Genomic DNA, 2,139 nt, shown 5'->3' with positions numbered 1-2,139 from the left:
TTCGCAACTTCCATCCTGCCGCGAAGGGCCAGCCCGTCTACTTCAATCCAGCGTCAGCAACGTCCATACCCACAACACCTAGAGCGTTCATTTCTCTCTTCGGCCGTCGAACTTTCTCTTCTTGTGGGTACCGTCGCAGAAGGGTGGAATTCCCGCGCCACCGCATCGGCACAACGCTACCGAACAGATCGCAGTTCGGGATCTCGCCGGCACCTTCGCCGAGCAAGGCCCCGCACTGGGCGCCAACATTTCGTTCGGCGCCGCTGCCTGTCTTGCGTTCGACAATCTGTTGGCAGAGCACATCACCGGTAGTCGGGATCGAGGCGAGACGTCACTGCGCAGTTCACCCGCGCGAAACTACGGGCGACGCGATCCGGATTGCACAGGAACGTCCGACGAGAGTCATTTGACCGCGCGGATCACCACGATCTCTTCCGTGCGCTGCCCGGTATCGATGAGTCCACGATCCTCGAAAAGTGCCGCACGCGCCGAAAGTACACGACCGAACGGTATTTCGACCCGGTCAGCGATCTCGACGGAAAATCCCTGTTCTTCCAACATCGCCTGGGTCTTCTCGACTCCGCTGAGCACAGACTGCGCGATCAGCAGGACCCCCGACTGTGCGAGCACTGCAGGCGCCTGTAGGCAGATTCGATCCAAGAGCATTCGTCCGTCCACGCCCGCATCCCACGCTCGTTCGACACCGCGGGTAGGCAAGACGTCGTCGAGCGCAGGCACATACGGTGGGTTCGACACGATCACGTCGAAAAGCTGCCCCCGTACGGGTTCGGTCAGATTTCCGCGCATCACGCGAACCGAATGCCGTCGCAGAAGGGCGTTGATCCAGGTGGTGGCCAGCGCTCGACGAGACATATCCACTGCAGTGACATGGCCGGCGCCCGCTGCGGCCGCGCACAGGCTCAGTACCCCCGTCCCGGTGCAGATGTCGAGTACGCGCGAGTGAGATCCGAGGTTTTCACCTGCCAACGTGCCGGCCAGTAACCAGGTGTCCTCTTGCGGTGGGTAAATGCCTGGCAGTCGCACTAACATCGGTGTCTCCTCGAAAGTCGAGCGTTCTGCGGTTAGTAGCTGTTCGAATAGTGATGAGCGGGCATCCGCTGCCCTTCCACGCGTGCCGTGCAGTGAGATGAACAATGCTACTTCCGCCCGCACGATCAGGAGTGACAGCAAGTATCGCGTCCATGCGTGATATTATCTGTTTCCGCAGATGCAGATTATCCTTTCCGGTGCGACCGAAAGTCACCCCTCGACAAACCTGTCGAGACGACCCCAGGAGGCACGATGATCGACGAGCAAGCAGTTTCGCGCGACAATTCACCCGATGACGTCGAGACGGTGACGCCCAATTCAGGGTCCGACAACGCGGACAGTGACGTGCAGTCCGACCCATCCAGCGACCAAACTTGGTCCGATGAGGGCGGCGCCACGAAGCAGGGCCCGGCAACCGATCCGCACGACGGGTAAAGGTCGGCACACTCTCGCCTGCACAGCCACGGGCGCCACTTTCGCCCTGCATCGTAACGGGATACACAACCGTCAAGGAGTGCTCCGCTATGCCACAGAAGAGTTCACAGCCACAACTCCAAGACCAAGACCTTTACGCGAAGCTACGGTAAAAGGGCGACTCCAAAGAGAGAGCTGCTCGCATATCGAACGCTGCCGCGAATCGCGGACGTTCCGGCGTCGGAAAGTCGGGTGGCCAGTCGCCGCCGTACGAGGACTGGACCGGGAAGGATTTGAAGAGTCGCGCGAAAGAACTTGACCTACATAACTATTCAAAGCTGCAGAAGGAAGAATTGATCGATCTGTTGCGGCACCATTGATGCTTCGGGATGATATTCGGGACCGTTCCACAACAGCGCTACCGTATTCACATGGCGCTGTCAGTTCGACCGCCGACGTCCGACAACGATCGCAGTCGGTATCGGTTCAGAGAACGGACGCACCGCCGACCACACAGTGTCCGATACGACTATGGGACTGCACCCGGTTTGATTGACATCTGACCTGTGAAGATCAGTCTTCACGGTGGAAGGATGGCGCTATGCCGAAACCGTTCCCCGAGGAGTTCCGTCGCGACGTGGTCGCGGTCGCCCGCAAACGCGAGGCCCCACTTTT

At 59.7% G+C, this 2,139-nt stretch carries 3 protein-coding genes and 1 pseudogene; 2 read left to right on the top strand and 2 right to left on the bottom strand.

Annotated elements, in window-relative coordinates:
- Nucleotides 1-87: 87 nt before the first annotated feature.
- Both V2B23_RS30760 and V2B23_RS30755 read right to left on the bottom strand, forming a co-directional pair.
- A complete protein-coding gene (locus V2B23_RS30760) occupies nt 88-249 on the bottom strand; it encodes a CDGSH iron-sulfur domain-containing protein (RefSeq protein WP_430953677.1) in 162 nt (53 codons plus the stop codon).
- Nucleotides 250-402: 153 nt separating this feature from the next.
- Complete coding sequence (locus tag V2B23_RS30755) at nt 403-1,050, bottom strand: HemK2/MTQ2 family protein methyltransferase (protein WP_430953676.1); 648 nt, start codon at nt 1,048-1,050, stop codon at nt 403-405.
- Nucleotides 1,051-1,302: 252 nt separating this feature from the next.
- Here V2B23_RS30755 and V2B23_RS30750 point away from each other — a divergent pair, with 252 nt between their 5' ends.
- Nucleotides 1,303-1,485: a hypothetical protein gene (locus V2B23_RS30750; RefSeq protein ID WP_092808352.1), complete on the top strand. Its 183-nt coding sequence runs from the start codon at nt 1,303-1,305 to the stop codon at nt 1,483-1,485.
- Between the two features lie 89 nt (nt 1,486-1,574).
- A pseudogene (locus tag V2B23_RS30745) lies at nt 1,575-1,844 on the top strand (DUF7218 family protein).
- Nucleotides 1,845-2,139 lie beyond the last annotated feature (295 nt).

Source organism: Rhodococcus sp. 24CO (genome assembly GCF_050586165.1).
GTDB lineage: Bacteria > Actinomycetota > Actinomycetes > Mycobacteriales > Mycobacteriaceae > Rhodococcus_F.
This window is presented reverse-complemented; position numbering and strand designations above follow the sequence as displayed.

Coding starts and splice junctions, on each gene's coding strand:
- V2B23_RS30755 (WP_430953676.1), bottom strand. CDS start 1,050: ATGTTAGTGCGACTGCCAGGCATTTACCCACCGCAAGAGGACACCTGG.
- V2B23_RS30750 (WP_092808352.1), top strand. CDS start 1,303: ATGATCGACGAGCAAGCAGTTTCGCGCGACAATTCACCCGATGACGTC.
- V2B23_RS30760 (WP_430953677.1), bottom strand. CDS start 249: ATGTTGGCGCCCAGTGCGGGGCCTTGCTCGGCGAAGGTGCCGGCGAGA.